Source organism: Bacteroidales bacterium (genome assembly GCA_012519055.1).
Taxonomy (GTDB): Bacteria; Bacteroidota; Bacteroidia; order Bacteroidales; family Salinivirgaceae; genus JAAYQU01.
This window is the reverse complement of sequence record JAAYQU010000031.1, coordinates 45,272-66,489: the sequence shown is the minus strand read 5'-3', so window position 1 is coordinate 66,489 and position 21,218 is coordinate 45,272. Positions and strand designations below refer to the sequence as shown.

Annotated in this window: 15 protein-coding genes; 3 read left to right on the top strand and 12 right to left on the bottom strand. The window is 37.0% G+C overall.

Going from position 1 to position 21,218, the window contains the following annotated elements:
• Nucleotides 1-109 precede the first annotated feature (109 nt).
• The 9 genes from gyrB to GX311_05670 all read right to left on the bottom strand — a co-directional run bounded on the left by gyrB (nt 110) and on the right by GX311_05670 (nt 13,616).
• Nucleotides 110-2,068: a DNA topoisomerase (ATP-hydrolyzing) subunit B gene (gene gyrB / locus GX311_05710; protein NLK15877.1), complete on the bottom strand. Its 1,959-nt coding sequence runs from the start codon at nt 2,066-2,068 to the stop codon at nt 110-112.
• A 183-nt stretch (nt 2,069-2,251) separates the two neighbouring features.
• Nucleotides 2,252-3,655 (bottom strand): alpha/beta hydrolase, encoded by a 1,404-nt coding sequence (locus GX311_05705; protein NLK15876.1) that lies wholly within the window; start codon nt 3,653-3,655, stop codon nt 2,252-2,254.
• A 5-nt stretch (nt 3,656-3,660) separates the two neighbouring features.
• Nucleotides 3,661-4,236 (bottom strand): hypothetical protein, encoded by a 576-nt coding sequence (locus GX311_05700; protein NLK15875.1) that lies wholly within the window; start codon nt 4,234-4,236, stop codon nt 3,661-3,663.
• Nucleotides 4,220-4,489: a DUF2089 domain-containing protein gene (locus GX311_05695; protein ID NLK15874.1), complete on the bottom strand. Its 270-nt coding sequence runs from the start codon at nt 4,487-4,489 to the stop codon at nt 4,220-4,222. The genes GX311_05700 and GX311_05695 overlap by 17 nt, the downstream gene beginning before the upstream one ends.
• 221 nt (nt 4,490-4,710) lie before the next feature.
• Entirely contained in the window at nt 4,711-5,340 is a 630-nt protein-coding gene (locus GX311_05690; GenBank protein NLK15873.1) for a hypothetical protein, read from the bottom strand.
• 32 nt (nt 5,341-5,372) lie between these two features.
• Entirely contained in the window at nt 5,373-7,793 is a 2,421-nt protein-coding gene (locus GX311_05685) for a TonB-dependent receptor (GenBank protein NLK15872.1), read from the bottom strand.
• Nucleotides 7,794-7,796: 3 nt separating this feature from the next.
• Entirely contained in the window at nt 7,797-8,681 is an 885-nt protein-coding gene (locus GX311_05680) for a DUF4249 domain-containing protein (GenBank protein ID NLK15871.1), read from the bottom strand.
• A 153-nt stretch (nt 8,682-8,834) separates the two neighbouring features.
• Nucleotides 8,835-10,502 carry a hypothetical protein gene (locus GX311_05675; protein NLK15870.1) on the bottom strand — a complete coding sequence of 556 codons (1,668 nt, stop codon included), beginning with the start codon at nt 10,500-10,502 and terminating at the stop codon, nt 8,835-8,837.
• A gap of 24 nt (nt 10,503-10,526) precedes the next feature.
• Nucleotides 10,527-13,616 (bottom strand): tetratricopeptide repeat protein, encoded by a 3,090-nt coding sequence (locus tag GX311_05670; protein ID NLK15869.1) that lies wholly within the window; start codon nt 13,614-13,616, stop codon nt 10,527-10,529.
• A gap of 246 nt (nt 13,617-13,862) precedes the next feature.
• On the opposite strand from GX311_05670, the gene GX311_05665 reads away from it, so the two are divergent.
• The 3 genes from GX311_05665 (at nt 13,863) to speA (ending at nt 18,402) form a co-directional block, all read left to right on the top strand.
• Nucleotides 13,863-14,639: an ATP-binding cassette domain-containing protein gene (locus GX311_05665; protein NLK15868.1), complete on the top strand. Its 777-nt coding sequence runs from the start codon at nt 13,863-13,865 to the stop codon at nt 14,637-14,639.
• A gap of 48 nt (nt 14,640-14,687) precedes the next feature.
• Nucleotides 14,688-16,403 (top strand): GNAT family N-acetyltransferase, encoded by a 1,716-nt coding sequence (locus tag GX311_05660; protein NLK15867.1) that lies wholly within the window; start codon nt 14,688-14,690, stop codon nt 16,401-16,403.
• Between the two features lie 109 nt (nt 16,404-16,512).
• On the top strand, nt 16,513-18,402 hold the full coding sequence (gene speA, locus GX311_05655) for a biosynthetic arginine decarboxylase (GenBank protein ID NLK15866.1): 1,890 nt from the start codon (nt 16,513-16,515) through the stop codon (nt 18,400-18,402).
• Between the two features lie 89 nt (nt 18,403-18,491).
• Here speA and GX311_05650 read toward each other — a convergent pair whose 3' ends face one another.
• The 3 genes from GX311_05650 to GX311_05640 all read right to left on the bottom strand — a co-directional run bounded on the left by GX311_05650 (nt 18,492) and on the right by GX311_05640 (nt 20,882).
• Entirely contained in the window at nt 18,492-18,905 is a 414-nt protein-coding gene (locus GX311_05650; protein ID NLK15865.1) for a hypothetical protein, read from the bottom strand.
• A 139-nt stretch (nt 18,906-19,044) separates the two neighbouring features.
• Nucleotides 19,045-19,512 (bottom strand): hypothetical protein, encoded by a 468-nt coding sequence (locus tag GX311_05645; protein ID NLK15864.1) that lies wholly within the window; start codon nt 19,510-19,512, stop codon nt 19,045-19,047.
• 584 nt (nt 19,513-20,096) lie between these two features.
• Nucleotides 20,097-20,882, bottom strand: coding sequence for a formate/nitrite transporter family protein (locus GX311_05640; GenBank protein ID NLK15863.1), 786 nt, complete (start codon nt 20,880-20,882; stop codon nt 20,097-20,099).
• Nucleotides 20,883-21,218 lie beyond the last annotated feature (336 nt).

Sequence of the window (21,218 nt, the reverse complement as noted above, 5' to 3'; positions counted from 1 at the left end):
CGAATTTTTAAGACTTTCAAAAAAGAGACGTCATAATATGACGTCTCTACAATATATTGACTACCAATTTTTTAATTATTAATTGCACATTGCTAATTGCTAATTGCAATTACGCGTCTATTTTTGCATATTTAGCGTGTCTTTCAATAAATTCCCGGCGCAAAGGCACATCATCACCCATAAGCATGCTGAAAATACGGTCGGCTTCGGCTGCATTTTCGATAGTAACTTGTCTCAATGTGCGTTTTTCAGGATTCATAGTTGTTTCCCACAGTTGATCGGCGTTCATTTCTCCCAAACCTTTGTAACGCTGGATAGAGACTGAACCTTCATTGCCTCCACCATATTCAAGAACAAAACGAGCGCGTTGCTCCTCAGTCCAACAATACTGTTCAACTTTTCCTTTTTTCATCAGATATAAAGGAGGTGTAGCAATATAGAGGTGTCCTCGATTTATCAATTCGTTCATGTAACGGAAAAAGAAAGTCATAATTAAAGTTGAAATATGCGAACCATCAACATCGGCATCACACATTATAATTACTTTATGGTAGCGCAGTTTTTCAAGATCCAAAGCTTTAGAATCCTCGGCTGTTCCTAATTGTACACCAAGTGCAGTAAAAATATTTTTAATCTCTTCGCTATCGAAAATCTTATGCTGCATTGCTTTTTCGACATTCAGAATTTTTCCGCGCAGTGGAAGAATAGCCTGAAATTGTCTGTTGCGACCTTGTTTTGCTGTTCCTCCTGCGGAATCACCTTCGACAAGAAATAATTCGCATTTTTCAGGATCGCGGTCAGAACAGTCAGCTAATTTACCGGGCAATCCTCCTCCTGTAAGTGGAGATTTGCGCAAAACCAACTCGCGAGCTTTCCGTGCAGCGTGTCGTGCCGATGCAGCCAATATAACTTTGTTTACAATATTTTTAGCGTCTCTGGGGTGTTCCTCTAAATAGTAGGTCAACATTTCACTAACTGCCTGATCTACTGGAGTACTAATTTCACCATTTCCTAATTTTGTTTTTGTTTGTCCCTCGAACTGTGGCTCTGCGACTTTAACAGAGAGTACGGCTGTTAAACCTTCACGAAAATCATCACCAGATATATCAAACTTAACTTTATCTAACAGACCGGATTTTTCGGCATAAGCTTTTAGGGTTCTTGTTAATCCGCGTCTGAAACCTGTTAAGTGGGTTCCACCCTCAATTGTGTTGATATTATTAACGTATGAGTGTACGTTCTCAGTATAAGTATTATTGTAAAGCAGTGCGATTTCTACGGGTACAGAAGATTTTTCAGTTGAAATATTAATCACATTTTCTATTAATGATTCTCGATTTCCATCGAGAAAACGGACAAATTCTTCTAAACCATTTTCTGAATAAAAGATTTCTGAAATAAATTTACCATCATCGTCTTTTTCGCGTCTATCAGTTAAAGTGAGTTTGATTCCTGCATTGAGGAATGACAATTCGCGTAAACGTGACTGAAGTATCTCGTAATTATATTCACTCACAACAAAAATTGTGTTATCGGGAATAAAAGTTACTATTGTGCCTGTTTTATTGGAATCTGCTACGGGCTTTACTGAGTACATTGGTTTTCCTTTTTCATACTCCTGTACCCATAATTTTCCTTCTCGATGCACTTCAACTTTCATCCATGAAGAGAGTGCATTAACGCAAGAAACACCCACCCCGTGAAGACCTCCAGATACTTTATAAGATTGTTTATCAAACTTTCCTCCTGCGTGTAAAACAGTCATAACTACTTCAAGTGCCGACCTGTTTTCTTTGGCAAGCGTAGCAACTGGAATGCCTCGACCGTTATCTACAACAGTTATGCTATTGTCTTCATTTATAGTAACATCAATATTTGTACAAAATCCGGCGAGTGCTTCGTCAATGGAGTTATCAACTACTTCATATACTAAGTGGTGTAGCCCTTTTACTCCTGTATCGCCAATATACATTGCTGGGCGCTTTCTTACTGCTTCTAATCCTTCTAAAACCTGAATACTGTCAGCTGAATACTCTTTTGATTTGTTAAATTTTTCTTGATCTGTCATAGAAATATATTTGAAAAAAATGTTGTTATAGCTGCTTTTTAGCAACTAACAAAGATACAAAAAAAGAGCCACTTTACAGAAGAAAATCACAACAAAAACGGGAGTTTTGTTCACATTTTATAAACAATTTAATTGCAATGTATAGTGCTTAATATCAATATAAAAGAGTATTAAATATACGTGTTATCTCTCTTTTATCCATTTCAAAATCTCCTCCAACGCTTTAGGCGAGAACGTTTGCTCAATTTCGCCATACTCGGTAGGAAGTCCTGTTTTACTCTCTTGAAAAAGATGGTTTAATCCCTCTAACTCTATGACTGTAAGATTGTTATTTCCGCTCTCTGCAAATGCTTTTTTAATTGCAGTAAGGTTTTCGTTTGCAGGAACTTGCAAGTCATTTGTACCATTGAGAGCCAATGTAGAACATTTAACCTTTTTCAACATAGGATAAGGGTCATACTTGATAAAATAGTACATCCAAGGCGAAACAAGTTGATTAACAGTTACTTTTACCAGTCCGTCCTTTTGCTCAGTAGTCATTTGTGCCGTTAATACTGTACTATTACTGAAACTATTTTCCATTATTTCAGTTAGCTCGGCTCGCAAGTTTATTGTGTCAGAAGTGTTAATAATATGCTCATACAGAGATATATTCATTTTTTCGTTTTCTAAAAACATCGTTTCAGGTAAGCCCGAAGCCTTAGAAATAGCTCGTTGCTGCATTAAAAGCAGTTGGTCACCACGCACGCCTGTTCCTGCAAGCAGGACTATGAATGAAACATTTTCGTTTCTCGCTGCTACTATAGGGGCAATAATTCCTCCCTCACTGTGTCCCATTAAACCAATTTTCGTTTTGTCAACCTCTTTTCTACCAAGCAGATAGCTTACAGCACTTTCGGCATCGTTTGCCAAATCGAGCGTTGTTGCTTTGTTGAAATCTCCAGTCGATTGTGCTGTTCCACGGTCGTCGTAGCGAAGTACTCCTATTCCGTTTCGAGTCAAATAGTCGGCAATTACCAAAAAGGGTTTATGTCCCATTAACTCCTCATCGCGATTTTGCGGTCCGCTACCCGAGATAAGCACTACTACAGGGTATTCCCCATTCTCACTTGGCAAGGTCAGCGTGCCTGCAAGTGTGTTTCCATCTTTTTTGTTTTCAAACTTTACATCTTCGATGTAGTAAGGAAATGGCGGTTTTGGCTCTTGCGGGCGTTTTTGTTCCACTTTTTCAATCTCATCGCGACTCAAATTGAGTGGAAATTTCATTCCCATTTGAGTGAAAGTACCGATAATGCTATCTTTTTTTAGTGTGCCTTCATAACTCGCTCCAATGGAACTAATCTTAACTTTCAGCACATTACTTGCAAAGCTTGTTTCGTTGCACTCTATGCCATAAGCCCCTTGGTTAGGACTATCCATGGTAGATTTGTAGCCTGCTTCCGATTTTTCGATATTTAAAACAAGTCTTAATTGCATTCCCTGAACATTTAACGCACCACTCCATTTTCCGGTAATTTCTTGAGTAGATTTACTACAAGATGAAAGTGCGATTAATAAAAGTGTGAATATTGATATTAAACGTGTCATAATTATTATAAGATTAAGTGAATAAATAGTTTAGAAATAATTTCAGCCACAAGGACTCCAATAATAAAGCCAACCGTTAGCTTCATGCCTTTTGTTCCTGTAGAAACTTTTAACCCGTTGTACATTAACGCAATGCTCCAAACAATAATCGGTACGGAAATTATTACAATTATTATAATGGAGGGATATTCAAGTACAATCATTGGATTTTGAAGCATTTGCTCCACATCAGGTAAAGTAGCAAACGGTGCTAAAACCGCTAACAATAGATATGGTGCTCGAGCAAGCGTCATTGTGCCTAAAATATCAACAAACCTAAAGTTTTTTGAAATAATTATCCCAACAACGTACATTGTGAGCACAACAGAAAACAGACTTATGCCTGTAATTATAAGCGATTTAGCAACTCCGACATTGCTTCCGAAATGAGCGTCAACAGCACCATCAAAAACCAGATTGCCGTAGCTTGCCAGCACCGCCGATATAACTACAATAACTATTCCCACGCCAAAAGCCTGCCAACCAGCAATGCGTGTAAATGGGTTCCAAATTAAGCTCCAATTGTTAGTTCTTTTCTTCATAATTTTGAATTTTTTGAATGATTTCATTTAACATATTTCGCACGGTAGGATAACTCAGTTTGAGCTCCGCCGACATATCTTTTAGACTTCCGCTGTTCTTCACAAAGCGGAGAATAAACTGCAACTCCTCTTCTGAAAGACGGAGTAGTACCGGAAGTTCGTACAGTCCAGAAACTTCTGTCTGACAACTCTCGCATTTCAAAGCCATTACTTTTAGCTGTGCTTGACAACTCGGACAAGATGTAGGTAACATAATTTTATTTTTTTTATTAATAATGCTACAAAGATAATACATTTTTTAATAAAATTAAATTATTGTTTAATTTTGTTAAGCTATTTATGAATAAAATTAACAAAGTAATAAATTAGAGCGTTACTGGTTTTAAACCATTAACGAATTAAGAGAGATTAAGAAGGGAAAAAGAGACGCCACGATGTGACGTCTCTACAGTGTTATGATTTTCAACCTAATAACTATTCTTTATCTTTGTAAATCTTGAAACTCAAGCCAAAACGTAAATTAGTATTCGAATTATTATAATATTTCCCGGCCGTATATTCGGCAAAGAAACCTACTCGTTGCCAGGTGTAGAGCGCAAGCCCAAGACCTGCGCCGTATTCGATTTGATGTCTTTTGAAACCGCTTGCTCTCACGGTTGGGAAAAACATATCTCCAAATTTTACAGTTGCATACGTATCTATCCTAAATTGCTCACTTTTAACGAAAAGAGGAAGGATATGAAAATTAAGACCCACTCCATAAAAAAGTACTATGCAATCTTTAACAACGGAATTTGAGTAATCAATAAAGACAGAATCATTGATGTGTATGGTATCAGGCGGTACGAAATGAAAAACTTTAAACCTTGAAAGCCCTGCATAAATACCACCTTCCAACAAATTATGAAATCCGTAATTGCCCTCAAATCTGATATGAGAAGTCCTTTTTCCAGGACCGTCTAAAGTTGAAGAATATCCCTCATTATATCGCGAATAACCGATTTTTAAGTTTAACCTATCCTTGATATAGGAATTTTGCGATGAAGCCTTTTCTATACCCAATATCGTAAAACAAATAAGAAGGAGGGTTAGTTTTGTTCTCATGAATTTAATTATTTAGGTTTATGTATTACGTTTTATTTGTGCTCCAACCAGTTTTTAAATCTCTGTTTAAATGGTTGCGTTTTTCGCTTATCTCTATTTTGACCATCGAAATAAATTTTGTACGAAAAAGATGGCATTATCGGGAAAAGCGACATTTTATACAGAGCCATTGGCTTAAATTCGTTTCCTAAATCGGGGCGATGAATTTCACCTGTTGCATTATCGTTATAGTAATAATAGAATGCGTTTCGTCTGTTGTAAAGATTGTAAACAGAGAATGTCCACTCAACTAAACGACCCTTTTTTGACTGTTTTTTGAGGTTTAGAGCTACGTCCAAACGATGATAATCACTCATTCGTGCGCTGTTTCGCTCTCCAAAAATCAGGGCTTCGTAATATAGGTGTTCGCCTTCTCCATTCGCATTTGGCGCGATAACAATTTGTCGCCCAATTGCCGGCGTATATGGCAATCCGGTTTGATAGACCCATGTGGCCGACAGTGACAATTTTTCGTTAAACTTATAGATTGCTGAAATTGACAACGAGTGCGGACGGTCGTAATCGTAAATATATGGTTTTCCGTTGTTTATGTTAGGATATTTACGATTTGTCAGCGAATAGGTGTAGGATAAAAATCCTGTCAGCGTACCGCTGTTTTTTCTTAGAAGTACCTCAACCCCTTTGGATTCTCCCACGCCACCAGATTCTATTTTCGATTGCCAATCCGTATCGCCCCAAAAGTTACTGTATCCCTCTTTGTAGGTTGCTAAATTGCTTAATGTCTTGTAATACAGCGTTATATCAAAACTGTATCTGTTTTTCAAAAATATGCTGTTCCAACCAACCGTATATTGCTGTGATTCAGCTCCCGGGGTAGCGGACGTGCCAGGAATCCATATCTCGCTATTAGCTATGCTACCAGACGTTAACATTAAATGTGCATTTTGATGAACCCACATATAGCTGGCGTTAAGTCTGTTATTCTTAAACAGTTCGGACGAAATTGTAAGACGTGGTTCAAACTGATTATCGCTATAACGTTTAGCAAAATAGTTTGTCTGGCGGAGTCCTAGATTTAGCTCAGTTTTCTCAAGTATAAAGAGCTTATTGTTTGCAAATAATACGGCTTCGAACGACTCTATACTGCCCGACTGTACCAAATTTCTTCTACTTCCTTGATAAAGAGCACTTGGCAAATGGTTAAAATACGACACATTGCTACCTGCCTCAATTTTCCAAAAAGATGTAAGACTGTAGTCGGCAGAAAAACGCAAGCCAACGTCTTGTACATTAGATAGTTGCGTTTTATCTATCGACAGCGACTCCTCTGCTCCACTAAATTCATACTTTGTACGATTTTTTATTCGATATCGACTGTAGTGCGCTGCCGCAGTGACATAAAGTCGTGGTGTTGCAACATGCTTTAGGTTTGCCGAAGTGAGAATATTTCCCCAAACATTAACGTTGTTGTGTTTTTCCTTGTATCTGGAATAATCGTTGTTCCTCCAGTACACGATATAGTCATCACCCTGATAAAAATTAAAACTTAGTGATGTCTTTTCGGTCGGCTTCCACGTATATTTGGCATTCAAATCGTGAAATCCGTACATAACTCGATATTCGTTTTCAAAAAATCTACTTGCCGCATACATCAACGGGTCAATCATAGTTTTTCGCCCTGTGATAATATAGCTTGTCCGTTTTGTAAATCCTGGTCCCTCGACTGAAAAGTTTAAATCTGTAATCCCTATCCCAAACGATCCCTTATGTCCGACATTACTGCCCTCGCGCTGAATTATATCAACAACCGAAGAGAGCCTGCCACCGTATCGCGCAGGAAAACCGCCTTTGTAAACATCTATATTATTGATTATTTCGGGGTTAAAGACCGACATAAATCCTCCTAAATGGTTCACATACAATACCGGTACATTGTCGAAATGATAAAGGTTCTGTCCGGGATCTCCACCACGCACAAGCAAAAGGCTCGACCCCTCATTTTGACTTGCTATGCCAGGCAAAAGTTGCAATCCTTTGGCAATATCAGGTTTTCCGCCAATTGCAGGAATTAGTGTTAGCTCCCTCCTACCCAAAGACGCAACATTAGACTGCGTATACCGTGACTCTACAACTACAACCTCGGCAAGCTCCTGTCCCGGCGTCAACTCTATTGATACAATGGTATCTGTCAAAAATGGCGGTAACAAAAAACTGTCAGCAAAACCAATAAACGATATCCTTACAACTGACGATGTTTTTACACTTAAATTAAAATATCCGTTATTGTCGGTAACAGTAATTTTTTTAAACACAGTATCTGATACATAAGCACCTATAATAGTTTCGCCTGTGGATGCATCTTTCACAATCCCCGATAATCGTACAGAGCTCTGCGCTTGCACTGAAAGCGTTTTGAGTAAAATAACAGTTAATAGTATTGCTAAACGCTTCATACTCTATCTTATATCGTGGGTTGGAAATATAGTATCTGCAACAACTGCCGAATAAGCCCCAAATATTCCAAGACCATTTTTCACGTTGCTATAAAGCCCGGTGGGACTTACATTCCCTGAGAAAGCTTCAGGGTATCGACCCAATTGATACAAGTATAGCTGTCTGCAATATTGATAGTACGACAAATCAATGGTTCTGAACTCAACGATAAGCGGAAATAGCTCCATAGTGCTCATATTAAAATGGTTAGTCGTATAGTTAAGAGTAACCGTATGTACAGAATCGACACACATACTATTACTAAACATTGCCAAATTAATTCCCTCGTTCATTATTATAGGGTCGGTTACGTTTATAAGCTCGGCATGTCTTTCGCTGTCGTACTCTAACAACCTTAGAACAATCTCGAAATATTGTGTCTCGGTGGGATTGTTAGTAAATGTAACTGAAACCGAGGGGTAGGTTGCTCCCTCGTCATTCACCCCTGCAATATCAACGTGTACAATGTCCACAATTTGTTCTGCGTTGGGAACAGTGCATTGAGCTGTAACGGTCTCAAAGCCATCTACTTTAACAGTAATATAGTATGTCGCTCCAGCCACTGCCGTTGTTTGCGACTTGTAAATGCCGTCACCTCTATAATCCAACACCTCTGCATATCCCGAACTATCTGATATTTCGACTATTGCATTTTCAATTACAGCCAAAGGCTCGATTCCAATACTACTTGCATATGATAAGTGTACAAGCATGGTATCATTTGCAACTATTACAGCGTTTACAACTGGCTTCTGGTCGTAGTGAGGAAATTGGTCTGTAACTAATTCGCGACACGAAAAAAATGCAATGCAAATTAGAAACAGGGAAATAGAATATAATTTTTGCATATAAAATTTTTGATTTTAACGGCACTATACGACGTATATTGCGTGTGCCATTAGTGTTTTGTGAAGCTTATTCTATTCTCAATTCGTTATTGTTAATTGTTCACTTCGACAAGCCAGCGACCGAGTGCAAGCATTGCACATTGCTAATTGACTTTAAAATAGTATCTTAGCCCCCGCCAAAACATGCAACCTATGCATTTGATAGTTGTCATAGACATACTGACGACGATTAAGAATATTGCATCCTTTGATGAAAAACCCGAAAATACGGTTTAGCTGGTACTCTGCCATTATGTTTAAATCGACTAAAGGATCTAAAACTCCCTGTGTTCCGTCAACTTTTTTGACAGTTCTTTCGCCACGATAAAATAGGTCACTTGAGAGTGTCAATTTTTCTATCAAACGATATCGGACGGTTAAGTCTGCAACAATACGTGGCAAGTGCCAAGGTGCTGCAAGTGAATCGAGGGTATAGGTTGAATATTGTCCACGCAAAATAATATTTAATTGGTCGGACTGCTTCCAAGAAAGCTCGCCACCTACTGAAAAGATTGACATATTGTCATATTCAACTGTAAAGAAGCGTCCGCGAAGGTCTGATGTGTCGGGCACGTAAAAATATTGATTTGCTGTTTTCTGATATGTTGCATTAGCATTGAAACCTAAACGACTACTAACCATACCTCTTATCCCACCGTTAACAATCAATTTATTATTTGTGGGTTCGACCGACAACCGTGGATTGATAAAAAAGTTCTCATCAACCATTCGCTCAAATGTATTCAATTGGTAATTCCCAGTCACCTCGACATAAGGCACCAAGAAAAACGCCGCAATATTGTAATGTAGCTTAACATTAGGATATAAATAGTATTTTGTAATATGCTCGTTGTAAGTAGAGTTGGCTCCCACCTGGATACGCCATGTTTTCCCGAATAATCCCAACCAAGGGTTAAAATCTATAAAAAAGTTACTTATGGTGTCGGGCAGGTTTTCATTGTTAATGTATTTGAATTTCGCCTCCATGCCAAGAAATTGCTTGTCGTAATATTTATCAACATAAACGTTAAGACCAAACTTATCCTCAACCACATCATTTTTTGCTTGTAAATGATTAAATGTTAACGTAGTAGTGAAATTGGCTTTCTTGCTGCTACGATCGAAACTATAAAGCGAAATATCAGCATTAAAACGGGTAACAGATTGATAATCATCTGTTAGTAGCGAGTCGGGGATGGTAATTTCAGTGGGAGAAATGGCTTGACCATAGTAGTTACATCTATTATTGTTGAATTGTATATTGCCCTCCAGCGCTGAGCGTTTGAAAAACTTTTTCCCGTTTGCCAATATTTCCGTATCTGTGGAGTTTAGTTTAACATCACGGTTCCACTGGTCTTTGATTTTTCCAAATGAACCAAAAAAATCAGCTCCTGCAAACCATTGATGCTCTTGGTTTCTCAACGAATTTACTCTAACTTGACCTATTCCGGAAAGATAATTTCCTACTCCTAACAAAATATACGCATGCTCAATTGGATAGATAGGTTCTCCCATAAGCTTAGCTGGCTTAATTGCTCGAGGTGCAAATTTGCCGTACATAGCTGAAGACCTTATATTATAATCAAAATCGATTTGAACTTTTGCAGTATCTTCAAATTCAGGTAGTAACGTAATGCGTTCGGCTTCACGAACAACTGGTTCATACTCTTTCTCAACCACTACCTCTTTAGTTTGCTCTTTTTTAGGCTCTTGGGCTTGTGCTGACGTATATATAGCGGCTACGAACAATATGCTAATTAATGATTTGGTGTAAATTTTCATACGTTTATAATTTTTCGAAAAGTTTTACTGTACATCTATTAAAACATCTTCGCCTTGTTTTTCAAAGGGTTCATTTTCAATCATTGAAATTGAGCTTAGTATCTCATTAGCCCGGACTTTCACTCCATCGTTATCATCAGGATAACTATCTAACAGGCTTTGTAAATATGCTTTTGCTTGAAAATTATCGCCTTTATCTTTCAAAATTGTTGCTAATAATAAGAAGCTCTCACCTAACCACTTATAATGCGGTGTCGATACTTTTATGTATTCAAGAATTGCTTTTTCTGCATCGTCGGGCTTACCTGTTTTTTGTAATATTTGCGCTACCATATACCTTGCCTCTGCTCCTTCGGGTGTTCTAGTATTTGCTTGTAATTCCTTAAAATCTATCAAAGCTTTACCATAGCTATTCATAGCGTATAGGGCTTTAGCACGAGAGTATATAGCTTCAATTTGAATCTCTTGCGATACACCTGGCAATTTTAAAACATCTTCGACCGCCTCTGGAACTTTGTCCCAATTGTTTAGCTTATAGTTACAGCGCATTATTCCGATATGTCCCTCAGCAAGAAGCTCTTCTGCATCGGCTATCTCTATCAATTTTTCATATGATTTAATGGCTAAAGCGTAATCGCCTGTTCTATAGCAAAGTCTCGACAATTCTGTCACAGCAAGCACTGAGTAAATATTTCTTGGAAGCTCAGCAACTTTAGTAAAAGCAGCTATTGCCATTGTTGTATCCTTAATCTTTAATGCACTCATTCCTCTGTAGAACTCGGAATTTGACAGAAATTTTCCGTTGGGATACTTTTTAGAATAGTCTGTCAGCATTGATATTGCTTTATTGTAATCACTTGACAAATAAGCTTTTTCAGCGGTTATAAATGTTAGCGAGTCTTTTTCGATTGCGCTTACATCTCGATTAATTGCTTTAGCATAGGAAAAATAGCTGTCAACATCGTTCATTTCAACATAGACATTTTTCAATGTTGCAGCTGCCTCGTTAGCTTCGGGACTTGCGGGATAATTCTCGATTACACGTTTTAAATAGTTTACCGCACGTTGATTTTCGCCCGAATTAAAAGCTAAAAGTCCGCTTTGTAACTGCGATTTTACGTTTAACAAGCTATTGGGAAATGAATTTACGATATATTGGTACGACTCTATTGCTTTCTCGTTATTACCCATACGTGTATAGGCTTTGGCAATTTCGTAAATTGCAACATCAGCATAAATTGATCTGTTGTTTGTATAAAAATAGTTTAGTGTTTCTATTTTTTCTTTCTGTTTTTCAATCAACCCATAAGATATACCTTTCTGGAAATAAGCGTATTCACTTGTACCATCACTTGCAACAATTGCTTTTTCATAATTTTCAACCGAGCGAGAATACTGTTTCTGTGCAAAATAGCTATCACCAAGTCTTAGGTAAGCATCAATTTCAAATCGTTTGTCGGCAATGGGTCTTTCGGCAAACAGTTTTAGCCAATGGATTGCGTTGTTATAATCTTTTTTATTAAAGTAGATATAACCAATATTATAGTTTGCTAGTCTATACTCTTTAGTGTTATATGCACCGGGCGTTGTAAGAAACTGATCGTATGAGCTTAACGCTGCACTGTATTTATTTTGACGATTGTAAACCTCTGCTAACCAATAACTTGTCATTGCTCTCATTTTATGATCATCGCCTTTGGAAGCAATTGACTGCTCTAACATTTTTGCAGCTTCGGTGAGATTTTGATTAGTAAACAACTCTATCCCGTAATAGAAAGTGGTGCGTTGTCGGGCATTATCGAGTATCCTATTCGTATCTTTTATCCTATCTAATGAAGCGAGAGCTTCTTTGTAGTTTCGTCCGGTTAGATAAACTTTTACCAAATAGTCGTAAACCTCATTTCTACGTCCCGAATTTGGGAACATTTCAAGATAGGTTTCAAAGTTTCTAATTGTCTCATTGAATGGGGCATAGCTAAGCTCGTAAGTTAGTTTTGCATAGTTAAACAGTGCATCTTCTTGGATATCTTTTAAAAACGGCATACGCCAGGCATTACCAAAAGCTAAGTGAGCATTTTTCTTATCATTTAATTTTAAATAACTGTCTCCTAAGTGATAATAAGCATTTTGCGACAACGAATCGGTAGTGTTTGTTACCATGCTTAGATTTTTTGTTGCTTGCTCATAATTCCCGATTTTATAATGGGCGAATCCAAGTTGATAAATATCATATCTTTCGTAGCTTTCGGCGACCTCTTTATACTGTTCAAGATAGTGGACTGCACTATCGAACTTCTCTAATCTAAAGTACGACTCGCCAATAGTTCGTTTTAGTTCCGGAACGCGCTCATCATCAACCTTATCAATTTGTTGCGGAACGTAATCAATTACCTCCTGATATCGTTTTTGAAGAAAATATATCTGAGATATATAATATGGCATATATTTACCAAACACCTGACTTTCAGTTAGTCTCTCGAACCCTTGTAGTGCTGTTTGGTAATTCTTCTTTTCGTACTCAAGATGTGAATAGTAATAGAGGGCTGGTTCATAAAAATCTGATTTTGGCTTATCTACAAGTTCGTAAAACATTCTATTTGCCAAAACATAATTTTCTGTCATATATGCACAGTATCCTTTTTTGAAATAGAACTCTGCTAATTGGTCTTCAACTAAATCTTGCCGCGTAACCTTGTCGAACCATTTTGCAGCTGCCGAATAGTTTTTTAATCTATACAAATGTCGTCCCATTTGAAAATGCGCCATCATTATTCGTGGACTGCCCGGATGATTTTCAATATATCTCAATATACGGGCTGCGGCATCTTTGTTGTGTAGTTCAATAGCACAAATAGCTCCAAAATATTCGGCATCTGATGAAATATCGCTAAACCCTACTCTTTGTTCGCGATCACTGAGCCTATCAAAATATTGCTGAGCAGAAGCATAACGCTTTTCATTAAAAAGACGCAATCCCTCCTTGTAGTCGCGTTCGGGATCAAACGTTAAGCTGTAGTCTTGCGAAAAAACGATTGTAAAGGGATAAATAAAAAGAGTTATTAACAAAAGCAGATTCTTGATCGCAAAAATGGGATTCTTTTGAGTTGTTGTCATATTCGCTTTTTATCAAGTGTTTTTTGAAGTTTTATTTATAAAATACAGTATATAAAGGCAAAAACACGAATAGATATTATATCTGTCCTTAAAGTACATATTCGTCTTTGTACTAAAACGCTCAAATATAACAAACATTATCTAAATTTGCCTAAAAAAACAGTACTTGTTATCCAAAAAAAATAAACAGGTAAAATGGTTTGTAAAGGTTTGTTTTATTGATATATTTGTCAAAAAAGAGAATAAATGGATGTAATTTGCGAATTAAACAGTGTTGACATCTCTCACAAAGAGTACTCAGTTTTACGGAATGTCAATTTAACGGTAAAAAAAGGCGAACTTTTGTATATAATCGGGAAAACCGGTTCAGGGAAATCGACATTACTTAAGGCTTTGTATGGCGAAATTCCATTAAAATCTGGTACAGGTACCGTTTGCGGTTTCAAAATTGACAAACTAAAGAGGAAAGAGATTCCATTTTTGAGAAGAAAAATGGGATTTGTTTTTCAAGATTTTCAACTACTTACAGATAGAACAGTACATGATAATCTATCATTTGTCTTGAAAGCAACTGGCTGGACAAAAAAGAAGCTTATCGATAAACGTATAAATGAGGTCCTTGAACGCGTAGGACTGAGTTTTAAAGGGTACAAAATGCCTCATGAACTGTCTGGTGGCGAGCAACAAAGCGTAGTAATAGCAAGAGCTATTCTTAATAATCCTGATCTTATACTTGCAGACGAACCCACGGGGAACCTTGATACTGATACATCTGAGAATATTATGAACTTACTCACAAATTTGAAAAACGAAGGTACTACAGTAATCATGGCAACACACGATACGGTTATTTTAAACAAATTCAAATCAAGGACTATAATTTGTACCGATAACACCGTAACCGAACGTCAGGATACTGTTCTTAATTTCATAAATCTTGAAGAGCAGATGGAGGCTTTGTTTGATTTAAAAATCGACAAACAAGACAACCTCGAACAATCTGACAGCAAAACAATTAACTAATTTTTCTATTAATTCAATTGTTAAACAATCTAAAATTAATCAAGAACAATGGTAAAAGCTTTACTGAAAAGAATATTTCGATTTATAATTGATGTTCACCCAAAAGAGAAAACTGATAATCGCGACAGCGAAAAGCTTATTAATGATACTCTGGATGAATTGGGACTAAATATCGTAATTACTGAAAAAGAGCTTGATAATATTCCTGAATCTGGCAGTTTTATTGTTGTTAGCAATCACCCATTTGGAGGTATTGATGCACTGTTGCTGATAAACACATTAGCAAAAAAACGCCACGATGTAAAAATATTTGCCACCGACTTAATAAACAAGGTAACTATTGTAAAAGATTACCTGATTCAATTTAAAACTGGAAAAAACACCAATCCTTTTATCAGCTCAATTGGACAAATAAGACAGGCACTTATACACCTTAGTAATGGACATCCTCTGTGTATATTCCCGGCAGGCGGAGTAAGCACATACAGCATTGATACCAAAGGGATTACAGACAGGCGTTGGCGCGAGGAGTATATAAAATTTATCAGAAGTGTTGATCTTCCAGTTATCCCAATACATATCAGTGGATCGAGCGGAAACCTATTCCATCTTATTGGATCAATGTCTCCAATATTAGGCTCTGCAGGAGATTTGATATCAAAACGAAACAGCAATATTCAGATAAGAATAGGAAGCCCTATTTTGCCAAAAGAGACCGAAGAGTTTACTGATAACGAAAAGTATGGACGATATTTACGTGCAAGAACTTACGCCTTGGACAATAAAATAGATGTGAAAAAATTCTTTGTTCCACGCTTAGGCAGATCAAAAACTCCGGAACAGATTGTTGAGCCTATTCCAATAGAAGTACAGATAGCTGAGGTTGAACAGGTTAGAAAACATTATACTCTTTTCCAAAGTGGAGATATGACTGTTTTTTGTACACCCAGTAGCCTTATCCCAAATATCTTGAAAGAGATCGGACGTTTACGAGAAATTACTTTCCGAGCCGTTGGAGAGGGCACCAACTCAAGCATCGACATTGATGAGTATGATTTATATTACTACCACTTGTTTATTTGGGACGAGATAGATTCTAACATTGTTGGGGCATACCGTGTTGGTAGAGGCAAGGATATAACACAACTATACGGTATTAACGGCTTTTATCTGAGCGCTCTATTCAAAATCGACTCGGAAATGTTGCCAATAATGGAACAGAGTTTGGAATTAGGTCGCTCGTTTATTGTTGAAAAGTATCAACGTAAACCCCTTCCACTATTCTTGCTATGGAAAGGGATTTTATATTTTCTATTAAAACACCCCGAATATAGATATCTGATAGGACCTGTAAGTATAAGTAATCAATTTTCAAAATTTAGTAAAGATTTGATTACAAGCTTTCTAAAAGAGTACTACTACGATGAAAGCATGGCTAAATATATCACACCACGAACACGTTTTAAACCAAATATGAAGTTCGACACTAATATCATTCTTGAAAAGGCAAAAGATGATATGAGTAAGATAGACAAATATATAAGTGATATTGAGCCAGATAAAAACAAGATGCCTATTTTGCTAAAAAAGTATCTCAAACTTAACGCAAAAATTATTGGTTTCAACATCGATCCAAAATTTAATGACGCTTTAGACGGCTTGCTTGTTCTTGACCTTTATGAAGTTCCGTATAGCACAATCGAATCACTTTCAAAAGAGATTGAAGATGAAAGTATTCTAGAAAGATTTAACAAGCAGAGTTAAATTATTGTTATTTTAAATGAGTTTATATTAAAATATGGAGCTATTTTTGCTATGAAAAAAATGGCTAACAAAGTCTTAATATTTAACCAATTTAAAATTTGAGAAAAAAATGAGAAAATGGAGAATTGAAGACTCAATGGAGTTGTACAACGTTGAAGGTTGGGGATCGCCCTATTTTTCAATAAATGAAAAAGGAAATGTTGTTGTTACTCCCAGAAAAGGCGACCACCCGGTTGACCTTAAAGAGTTGGTTGATGAACTTCAACTGCGAGACCTTTCAACTCCCATGCTCATCAGGTTTCCCGATATTTTGGATATGCGTATTGAGCAAATGGCAAGCTGTTTTCAAGAAGCTCGGAAAGAGTACAACTACAAAGCAGAGACTTTTATTATATATCCAATCAAGGTCAACCAAATGCAACCTGTTGTTGAAGAGATTGTTACACACGGGAAAAAATTCAATATCGGTTTGGAAGCTGGCTCAAAACCAGAACTGCACGCTGTAATTGCAATTAATACCGACAGCGACTCCCTCATTATTTGTAACGGCTACAAAGATGAAGACTATATTGAACTGGCACTGCTAGCACAAAAAATGGGTCGCAGAATATTTTTGGTTGTCGAAAAACTTAACGAACTTAAACTTATCGCAACAATAGCCAGACGATTAAAAGTCAAACCAAACCTAGGAATTAGAATCAAACTCGCGAGCTCTGGCAGCGGTAAGTGGGAAGATAGCGGTGGCGATGTCAGCAAATTTGGATTATCGTCAAGCGAAATTTTAGATGCTCTCGATTTATTAGAAAAATACAAGATGCGCGATTGCTTAAAGTTAGTGCATTTTCATTTAGGTAGTCAAATAACCAAAATACGGCGCATAAAAACAGCTTTAAGGGAAGCCGCACAATTTTTTGTACAAATATCAAAATTAGGATATAACATCGAGTTTGTCGATATCGGAGGAGGCTTAGGAGTGGATTATGACGGAACACGATCATCAGAGACTGGCAGTAGCGTAAACTATACCATACAAGAGTATGTTAATGATGCTGTATCAACATTTGCCGATGCAGCTGATAAAAATGAGCTCCCCCACCCGAACGTTATAACCGAATCGGGGCGTTCTTTAACTGCTCACCACTCTATTTTAGTGTTTGAGGTTTTGGAAGCCACAAGCCTTCCGAAATGGGATAACGACGAGGAGGCTGCTGAAACTGACCATGAGCTTGTCAAAGAACTTTATTCCATTTGGGACAACTTAAATCAACCACGAATGTTTGAGAGTTGGCATGATGCACAACAGATCCGCGAAGAGGCTTTAGACCGCTTTAGCCTTGGCTTTTTGGATTTGAGAACAAGAGCACAGGTTGAACGTCTTTTCTGGACAATCGCAAGCGAGATATACTCAATGACACAAGTTATGAAGCACGTCCCCGACGAATTAAGACAACTGCCTAAGTTCCTTTCGGACAAGTTCTTCTGTAACTTCTCGCTTTTTCAATCTCTGCCAGACTCTTGGGCGATAGACCAAATTTTCCCTATTATTCCTTTACAACAACATGATGAGAAGCCCAATCGCTCTGCAACCATTCAAGATATTACCTGCGATTCGGACGGTAAGATTGAAAACTTTATTTCTACACGCAACTTTTCATACTACTTGCCAATACACACTCCAAAAAAGGATTCATATTACATCGGAGTCTTTTTAGTTGGAGCATACCAAGAGATTTTGGGCGATCTACACAATCTGTTTGGCGATACAAATGCAGTGCATATTTCTGTGGATAAAAAAGGATATACAATCGACCAGGTTATTGATGGTGAGACCGTTGCCGAAGTACTTGAATATGTACAGTATAATCCAAAGAAAATGGTAAGAACCGTTGAGACTTGGGTTACGTCGTCAGTAAAAGCTGGCAAAATAACCACCGAAGAGGGAAAAGAGTTTTTATCGAATTATCGGTCGGGATTGTATGGATATACTTACTTGGAGTAGAGAACACAGATAACACGGATTAAACAGATTTTACACGAATTTTATATTAAAGGGCGGAAGTTTGATTCTCCGCCCTTTTAGGTTGTTTGTTATTTCATAACTACTGCTTGCTCAGGGTCAAATATATTATTTGCTTTACACCACTCTTCAAAACCTTTTTCCCCTAACATTGCTTTTAATTTTGCAGAACTAACGGCTGTTCCTGTTACTTTATACCCCGATACAAAGAAGTAATCTTGTACTCTTACAACTCCATTTACAAGTAAATCATACTCTGAACCTGCACTTTGTAATGCTTTATCCATAGCATCTTTAATCGTTGCTCCAAGTCCCAAAAAACCTTTACTTGAACCTTCTACCTGCTTTCCTTGGCTTAGGTCAAGATTTAAAGAGTGGTTTTTTGAACTTATTATTGTAAAATCGACTAAACGATACGAACAGCTTGAAAATGAAATTAACGCTGTTAAAAGTATTGCAAATATTGAAAATTTATATGCTTTCATTTTTTTATTTTTTTTAAATGATGCTACTCATAAGGCTTTTCGCTGTCGCCCCGTTTATTAGAGAGGTATCTGGACTCCTCTTTAAAAGCCATAACAAAGATTGATACATTATGGCTACTTTAGTAATCTAATTTATTTTTTACTTGGTTAAAATGGTTGTTAATGTACCTGAAAGATTTCCTGTATCTCCATCACTGTTATTCCATGTTCCTGTAATTGAATTATTAATAGTAATAACATTTGGAGCTAAGGTGCCATTATCAGTAGTTATTGTTGCTACATAATTAAATCCATCAGAGGCATCGGTTAGACTCTGCGTAGGAGCAGTCAAATTGTTACCATTAACAGTAAATTTCACTCCATCAATTATTAAATCATTTTCACCAGATTTTGTAATTGACATTGTTCCACTTCCGTCCATTGGTACAGTGTAAACAGCTTCACCATTATGATAAAGTGTCATGCTACCTGTTTGAGTATAATTCCATGTCCCAACATATTGATCTCTTTTATCAACTTTTACTTCTTCTTTTTCTTTCTTACAACCACTTAATGTTGCTACGCCTAACAGTAAAAGGCTACCTAATAATAATCTAAAAACTTTCATATTTGTTTGTTTTAAATTTCTTACTCATCTGGCTTTTCAGTTCCGCCCCGTTTATTTAAGTGATTTCTGGACTCCACTTTTTGATTAGATTAATAAATTTTTGTTGTCACGCTGGGTGGTTAGCCCGTTGGCTTTCGCTGAACCATATTAGTTTAATTTAAAAATTTTAATGTTGATAAATTTATTACGGTTTACTTATTTGTTTTTTTGCTTTCGGTTAATACAAAAAAAACGTGGTCTGAAGCTCACTTTCATCGAGGTTCTACCAAAACCCACTGAACAAGTAAAGCAACGACCACGCCTTGGCGTGGCGTTTCGCTTAATATCCCGTTCAGTTTGGAAATTTGGTAGATTTCGATGAGAGAATTCGGCTAAACGCTATATTTTATATTTCAATTTTATTTACATACTATTATTCATTTAGTTAAACATTAAAAAATTTTGTCTGAAAAGTAAACACTGATAGCTTCAACTACCAAATGCAACCTTTTCATTAACAAATATATAAAAAATATCCTTTGGACATAACAAAGTTTGATATTATTTCTTTTTTTGGAAAACACGGATAACTTTTAACTCTTTAACTATCTATTTTTGTAGGTTAGGTGTAAGAAGAGCCCCGTAAATACAAAGCCCCCTACTATATTACCCAAAGTTACAGGTATTTGGTTCCATATCCACCAGTCGTACATGGTTATAGGTGCATTAGCCATCATAGCCGTTGGGATAACAAACATATTAACTACGCTGTGCTCTAAGCCAATTGCGAAGAAAGTGAATATCGGAATCCAAATTGCAAAAATTTTACTTACTGTAGAGTTTGAAGTGGCTCCCATTACAATGCCCAAGGTTACCATCCAGTTACAAAGAATAGCTTTTATTATTACTACAACCATTCCGCCTGCACCTTGCTGTTTATAAGCTAATGTCTTATCGGTAGCTACTGCAATGAGTCTTTCTGCTGTCTCAAAATTATACGTTGTTCCCAGTTTGGTACTATAAAGCACAAACAAGATTCCGAAAAATAGTGCACCTAATAAGTTAGCAGTAAAGCCCCAAAACCAATTGTGCCAAAGCCCTCGCATGGTTATCTGTTTGTCCATAACAGCCATTGGAACGATTGCAAAATTTCCCGTAACAAGTTCTAAACCAAGCAAAACAATCATAATAAATCCTACGGGGAAAACCATTGCTCCAACATAGCTCAATCCGGATTGCGTTGCAACTGTAAAAGCAAGTGTAGTTGCGTAACTTAAAAAAGCTCCGGCTAAAAATCCACGAATAAGTATGTCCTTAATTGGAAGTTTGGCTTTCTGTGCTCCCATTAAGGTAATATCTCTAACAATCTCTGCAGGTTTAATATTATCCATATAACTAATAATTTAATGTTAATTTTCAATCCGCAAATATAGTATAAAAGGTAAATGGTACAAGGTGAAAGGTACAAGTATAGACAACGCAAGCGTTGTCCACCAAAAAGCCGAAAGGCTTACACTTGCTCCTTGTACCTTGCTCCTTGCACCTATCATTGTTCATTGCTAATTGCAGAGAGACGCCATAATACCGATTGGACAGCTACTATAGTCCAAACCTCACTATCGTTCGTTTGAACTATGTATCTGTAACATCGGCATTTACAATTGTAAAATTTTAAAAAGATTGTACTATTTTAAAATTACAATTGGTATAATATGACGTCTCTACAA